General features: G+C 66.6%; 7 protein-coding genes. 2 read left to right on the top strand and 5 right to left on the bottom strand.

The genetic code is table 11. The features are described from left to right. Positions 1 to 85: 85 nt before the first annotated feature. On the bottom strand, positions 86 to 685 hold the full coding sequence (locus tag A5777_RS17440; RefSeq protein ID WP_064863606.1) for a cysteine dioxygenase: 600 nt from the start codon (positions 683 to 685) through the stop codon (positions 86 to 88). 469 nt (positions 686 to 1,154) lie between these two features. Between A5777_RS17440 and fdxA the strand changes: the two genes are divergently transcribed. Next, positions 1,155 to 1,487 (top strand): ferredoxin, encoded by a 333-nt coding sequence (fdxA, locus tag A5777_RS17435; RefSeq protein WP_005207375.1) that lies wholly within the window; start codon positions 1,155 to 1,157, stop codon positions 1,485 to 1,487. Between the two features lies 1 nt (position 1,488). Next, positions 1,489 to 2,613 carry a succinyldiaminopimelate transaminase gene (dapC, locus tag A5777_RS17430; RefSeq protein ID WP_064863605.1) on the top strand — a complete coding sequence of 375 codons (1,125 nt, stop codon included), beginning with the start codon at positions 1,489 to 1,491 and terminating at the stop codon, positions 2,611 to 2,613. A gap of 399 nt (positions 2,614 to 3,012) precedes the next feature. On the opposite strand, the gene dapD is transcribed toward dapC, so the two are convergent. The 4 genes from dapD to A5777_RS17410 form a co-directional block, all read right to left on the bottom strand. Further along, a complete protein-coding gene (gene dapD, locus A5777_RS17425) occupies positions 3,013 to 3,981 on the bottom strand; it encodes a 2,3,4,5-tetrahydropyridine-2,6-dicarboxylate N-succinyltransferase (protein ID WP_082933730.1) in 969 nt (322 codons plus the stop codon). A gap of 61 nt (positions 3,982 to 4,042) precedes the next feature. Beyond that, complete coding sequence (locus A5777_RS17420) at positions 4,043 to 4,330, bottom strand: hypothetical protein (protein ID WP_064863603.1); 288 nt, start codon at positions 4,328 to 4,330, stop codon at positions 4,043 to 4,045. A gap of 165 nt (positions 4,331 to 4,495) precedes the next feature. Further along, on the bottom strand, positions 4,496 to 4,786 hold the full coding sequence (locus A5777_RS17415; protein ID WP_064863602.1) for a hypothetical protein: 291 nt from the start codon (positions 4,784 to 4,786) through the stop codon (positions 4,496 to 4,498). Positions 4,787 to 5,168: 382 nt separating this feature from the next. Beyond that, positions 5,169 to 5,669 (bottom strand): zinc-binding dehydrogenase (locus A5777_RS17410; protein WP_156529413.1); only part of this gene is annotated, 501 nt, incomplete at its 5' end.

The following is a 5,669-nucleotide window of genomic DNA, read 5'->3' as shown; positions in this document are numbered from 1 at the left end:
CCGCGGCGTCAACCCGCTGGAGGCTCTCGCGGGCGTTCAGCAGGAGGTCATTGATCGTCATCGGCACACCGCAAGGCTATCGGGATCATTCGGGTTCGTCGGTGAGTTCTGTGCGCGTGCGTCGCAATCTGCTCGCGTCGGTGACCTCGTAGAACGACATCGCCGTCAGCGGTGGCGAATAGGCATGCACGCTGAGGGTGGGGCCCGGCTCGTTCACCGATCCGAGACGGTGCGACGTTGCGTGCGCCTGGTTGAGGCCGCGCAGCGGTGGGGCACTGGCGTGATGCTGCACGTCGTGGACCCAGCCGAGGGGAAACGACGCCTGGTCGCCCGCGGACAGGATGCGCAGTGCGAGATCGTTGCCGGTCCAGCGGTACTCGCGCAGCGCGCCGGACAGCACGGTCAGTGCGCCGAGTGAGCCGGCGTGGTCGTGTAGGTCCGTCGAGCGGTCCGGTGTCCAACTGATCAGCCAGAGGTCGAGGTCGTCGTCGGATTCGAGGCGGGTCGACCAGCGCTCGACGGGGTCCCAGGTCGGAGGCAGCAGGTGGTTGTATCGACCGTCGAGAACGTCTGCGACGCCCTGATCGGTGATGCGCAGGAGGTCGGCGGGTCGAAGTCTGGTGGGAAGGGTGGCGCTCGTCGGCCGTGTCGCGGCGCGGTGCACGGGATCGAGGGTCGAGGTCATGAGTACTCCGGACGGAAGGTGGAGAGGGGGTCGGGGATCAGCGGATGATCAGCGGCGTCGACAGTGCGCGATGGCCAATCCCACACTGATCTGCTGGGCCCCGTTCCGGGCGATGATCAGACTCACCAGGACAGGATGCTCCCGACGTCTGTGCCTCGGGAGGGTTGGCGTCACGCTGAACGCAAATCGACGGCTGCCGTCGGGGAGGGAATCGAGTCGTCGAAACTGTGATCTTCGTCGTGCCGAGTTGCCCTGACCGGGAAAGATGTGGGCGATAGCACGGGGCGATGTGGGCTGTGGCATTGCCGGGCAGATAAGGTTGACGATGCGTGTGTGCTCGGCGCCTGTCTCGGGGGAGGTCGGCGGTGCGCGCGTGCGACGCGATCAGCCCTCGCGTCGAGGTCTGCCGCCGTGTGAGCACACGCGGGCGCGAGCGGACACATGAACGTGTGATGCGGAAAAGGAGAAAGTGGTGACGTACATCATCGCGGAGCCCTGTGTGGACGTGATGGACAAGGCCTGCGTCGAGGAGTGCCCTGTCGATTGCATCTACGAGGGTGGCCGCAGTCTGTACATCCAGCCGGATGAGTGCGTGGACTGTGGTGCCTGCGAACCGGTGTGTCCTGTGGAAGCGATCTTCTACGAGGACGACGTTCCCGACGAGTGGGAGCCCTACGTCAGCGCGAATGCCGACTTCTTCGACGACCTCGGTTCGCCGGGTGGCGCGAGCAAGGTCGGCAAGACCGACTTCGACCCGCCCTTCGTCAAAGAACTCCCGCCGATGAACGAGGGCGAGGACTGACTTGCGAACGGCCCGCCGGGCACGTGTGAGTGAGGCGCTACCCGATTTTCCCTGGGATTCGCTCGCCGAGGCCAAGGCGACTGCTGCCGCCCACGCGGACGGCATCGTCGACCTCTCTGTCGGCACTCCCGTCGATCCCGTCGACACGCTGATTCGTGAGGCGCTGGCGTCCGCGTCGGATTTCCCCGGCTATCCGACAACGGTCGGTACGAAAGAGCTACGCGAGGCCGCCGCAGAGGCTCTCGCACGCCGGTACGGCGCGTCGGGCCTCGACGAATCGTCGATTCTCCCGGTCATCGGGACCAAAGAGGCCATCGCCGGGCTGACCTCCGCGCTCGGTATCGGCGTCGGCGACAACGTCGTGATCCCCGAGGTCGCCTACCCCACGTACGAAGTCAGCGCCCTGCTGGCGGGCGCGTCGGTGACACGAGCGGATTCGACGCTGCAGATCGGCCCGGTCATGGGCAGTTCGGCACCAGCGCTGATGTTCATCAACTCACCGTCGAATCCGACGGGCCGCGTGCTGGGCGTCGACCACCTGCGCAAAGTGGTTGCATGGTGCCGCGAGCACGACACGATCCTCGCGTCCGACGAGTGCTACCTCGGACTGTCGTGGGACACCGAGGCAGTGTCGATTCTCGATCCGCGGGTCAGCGACGGCGACCACACCGGGCTACTCGCCATCCACTCCCTGTCGAAGATCTCCAACCTGGCGTCGTATCGCGCGGGCTTCTTCGCGGGCGACCGCGACCTGATCGCCGAACTCCTTGCCGTGCGCAAACATTCGGGCATGATCGTGCCGTTCCCGATCCAGGCCGCGATGACCGCTGCGCTCTCCGACGACACGCACGTCGAGGCGCAGCGCGCCCGCTACCAGTTGCGCCGTTCGCGGCTGCTGCCCGCGGTGCGCGAGGCGGGTTTCCGCGTCGACGATTCGGAGGCCGGGCTCTACCTCTGGGCCACCCGCGGCGAGGGCTGCCGTGACACAGTCGCGTGGCTCGCCCAACGCGGAATCCTGGCTGCCCCCGGAGACTTCTACGGACCGCTCGGGGTCAACCACGTGCGCTTCGCTCTGACCGCCACCGACGAGCGCATCGACGCCGCCGTGGCGCGGCTCACCGCCTGAGGGCCACCCGCCCCGCCGACTGGGCGGATCTGGCCAGATCCGCCCGCGCCCGCCGCAGATGTGTGTCGAACGTAAAGATGTGGGTGCTGCAGCACCCACATCCTTCGATCCGACACACATTTACATCCCGCCCCGACGATCCGCTGAGTGAGCCGGCCGCGAGCGGAGCGCCCTACCCGCTGATTGAGCCGGCCGCGAGCGCAGCGAGCTGCCCCATCCGCTGAGTGAGTCGGCCGCCCTACCCGCTGATTGAGCCGGCCGCGAGCGGAGCGGCCCTACCCGCTGAGTGAGTCGGCCGCCCTACCCGCTGATTGAGCCGGCCGCGAGCGCAGCGAGCTGCCGAGTCGAAATCACACGCCGCCACGAAGGCGTCCGCAACGCCGACTCGGCAGCCCCGAGTCAGTTGTTCTTGTGCAGCGCCTCGTTCAGCGCGATGCCGTCGCCCTTCCACGGCACGACTTCGACAGCGCCGGTGAGGCTGTTGCGACGGAACAGCAGATTCGACTGCCCGGACAACTCACGCGCCTTGACCGACGCGCCGTCGGGTCCGGTCACCTTGGTGCCGGCGGTGACGTACAGCCCGGCCTCGACGACACAGTCGTCGCCGAGAGGAATGCCGCAGCCGGAGTTCGCGCCGAGCAGGCAGCGCTTGCCCAGCGAGATGATCTCTTTGCCGCCGCCCGACAGCGTGCCCATCGTCGACGCTCCGCCACCGATGTCAGAACCATCGCCGACGACGACGCCCGCGGAGATCCGACCCTCGACCATCGACGACCCGAGCGTGCCCGCGTTGTAGTTCACGAATCCCTCGTGCATCACGGTGGTGCCGGGGGCGAGGTGGGCGCCGAGACGCACGCGATCGGCGTCGCCGATACGGACTCCGCCGGGTGCGACGTAGTCGACCATCCGCGGGAATTTGTCGATGCTCAGTACGGTCACGTGTCCACGTGCGCGAAGGCGTCGTCGAACCTTCTCGAATCCCTCCACCGGGCAGGGGCCGAAGTTCGTCCAGACGACGTTCGACAGCAGACCGAAGATGCCCTCGAGATTCGCCTCGTGCGGCTCGATGAGTCGGTGCGACAGCAGGTGTAGACGCAGATAGACGTCGTAGGCGTCCGACGGGGCGACCGACAGATCAGCAATGGTGGTGCGCACCGCGACGATCTTGACGCCGCGTGCCTCGTCGAGCCCGACCAGATCGTTCAGGTCTGGGGGAATGTCGTCGCCCTCGAGGATCTTGGTGTCGGCAAGGTCGGGCGTTGCGAGTTCGGGGTCCGGATACCAGACGTCGAGGACAACGCCGGGATCGGCGGACCCTCCGTTGGTCACGGTTGCGATGCCTGTTGCGTAAGCGCCATTCGTCGTCACGGGCAGGAGTTTACCGGCGACCTCCCCTCGGGCTGGGGCAGGTCGCCGGGATCGACCCGAATCAGTGCTGGTGATACATGTGGTCGTACTCGACGCGGTCGTGCTCGGTGTTCACCGGGAAGAACGCGCTGTGGTACATCTGTCGGCTCAGTGCGATCAGCACCGCCGCGCCACCGGCGAACGCCGCCACCATGACCACCGCCCAGACGACTCCCGCGGTGGTTTCGCCTGTCGCCAACATGGTCAGCGAGACCGCCAGCGACAGGAAGCCCGCCAGCACGAGAACGAAGGCGACCACCCCCATCGGGTGATTGCCGTGTGACACGTGAGATCTGTGGAAAGCCGTCATGGCGCCATCTCCTCGATTCGACGACGCTCTCAGCCTAGTGTTACCAAGGTCACATTTCGGTGGTCGATGAGGGCAAGATACGAACGTCGACCAGGAGGCACGGCCGGGTCGAGGCCCCGCCCAACTCGGGACCTCGACCTTGGTGACCAACATCGTGGCCGGGCGCTAGGCGGCCTGGTGGCGGTAGACCTCCAGGTAGTGCTGCTCCTCTTTCGGTGACGCATCGGGCAGCAGCGCGCTGTGGTGAAGGCGTCGTGTCATCACCGAGACGATGCCGATCCCGATCGCCATTCCGATGACCGCCACGATTGCGGCGACGAGGGCGGCAGATCCGTGCCCGAAGGCGAGGGCTGTCAGGGCCAGCGGTGCGGCGCCGAAACCGACCAGGAAGATCGCGAATCCGGCGATGGCGGCAGGGTGCTGCGGGTTATCGGTGTGCGTGCGACGGATGGACATCGGACATCATCTCCTCGACGAGTGGTCTACGCGTCCAATGTTCGACCTCGGTTGGCTTGGGGGAGAGGGTCTTTCGTCCCAAGACGACAGGGCCTTGGGTCCGGTGGGCTGACACCCTGTGGGAGCGACCGCGTGTCGAACGCTGGTGTGAGCTGTTGGAAGCCTCCGACGACAAGGTCGCCACGCGGACCGAGTTGTGCACCGCTGATGTTGTGCACCGCTGATCGGCACGCGGACCCGCCGCTCAGATCACGGCACCTCGTCGACATGCGGCGTCGTCGGGTCCCGGTCGCCGAATGCGCAGCGGAACTGTCCGTCACTGTTGTGCCATCGGAGACCGACGTGGCTCAGCTCAGCGCGCAGTAGAGGTCAACCGGGTTTGTCAGGGTTGCAGCAGCGCCTTGATCGCCCGTCGCTCGTCCATCGCGGCGTAGCCCTGCGCCACGTCGCTCAGCGCCAGTGTGAGGTCAAAGACCTTGCCCGGGTTGATGTCTCGATTCATGATGCGCGTGATGAGATCCGGCAGGAACCGACGGACGGGCGCCGGGCCGCCGTGGAGGTGGACGAGTTTGTAGAAGAGCTGGTCGCCGGGAATCTCCACTCCGTGTGCCACCCCGACGAAGCCGACGTGTCCGCCCGGGCGCGTCGAATCGATGGCCTGCGTCATCGACTGCTGCGTGCCGACTGCCTCGATCACCGAGTGCGCGCCGAGTCCGTTCGTCAGGTCCTTCACCGCCGCGACGCCCTCGTCGCCGCGTTCGGCCACGATATCGGTCGCCCCGAACTCCAGGGCCAGCTTCTGGCGCTGCTCATGCCTGCTCATCGCGATGATCCGCTCGGCGCCGAGTTGGGCAGAGGCGAGCACGGCCAACAGTCCGACGGC

The organism is Gordonia sp. 852002-10350_SCH5691597, from assembly GCF_001665715.1.
Lineage (GTDB): Bacteria > Actinomycetota > Actinomycetes > Mycobacteriales > Mycobacteriaceae > Gordonia > Gordonia sputi.
This window is presented reverse-complemented; position numbering and strand designations above follow the sequence as displayed.

Bases quoted from the DNA above. Each gene is read 5' to 3' on its own strand.
- A5777_RS17440 (WP_064863606.1), bottom strand. From the start codon at position 685: ATGACCTCGACCCTCGATCCCGTGCACCGCGCCGCGACACGGCCGACG.
- A5777_RS17420 (WP_064863603.1), bottom strand. From the start codon at position 4,330: ATGACGGCTTTCCACAGATCTCACGTGTCACACGGCAATCACCCGATG.
- A5777_RS17415 (WP_064863602.1), bottom strand. From the start codon at position 4,786: ATGTCCATCCGTCGCACGCACACCGATAACCCGCAGCACCCTGCCGCC.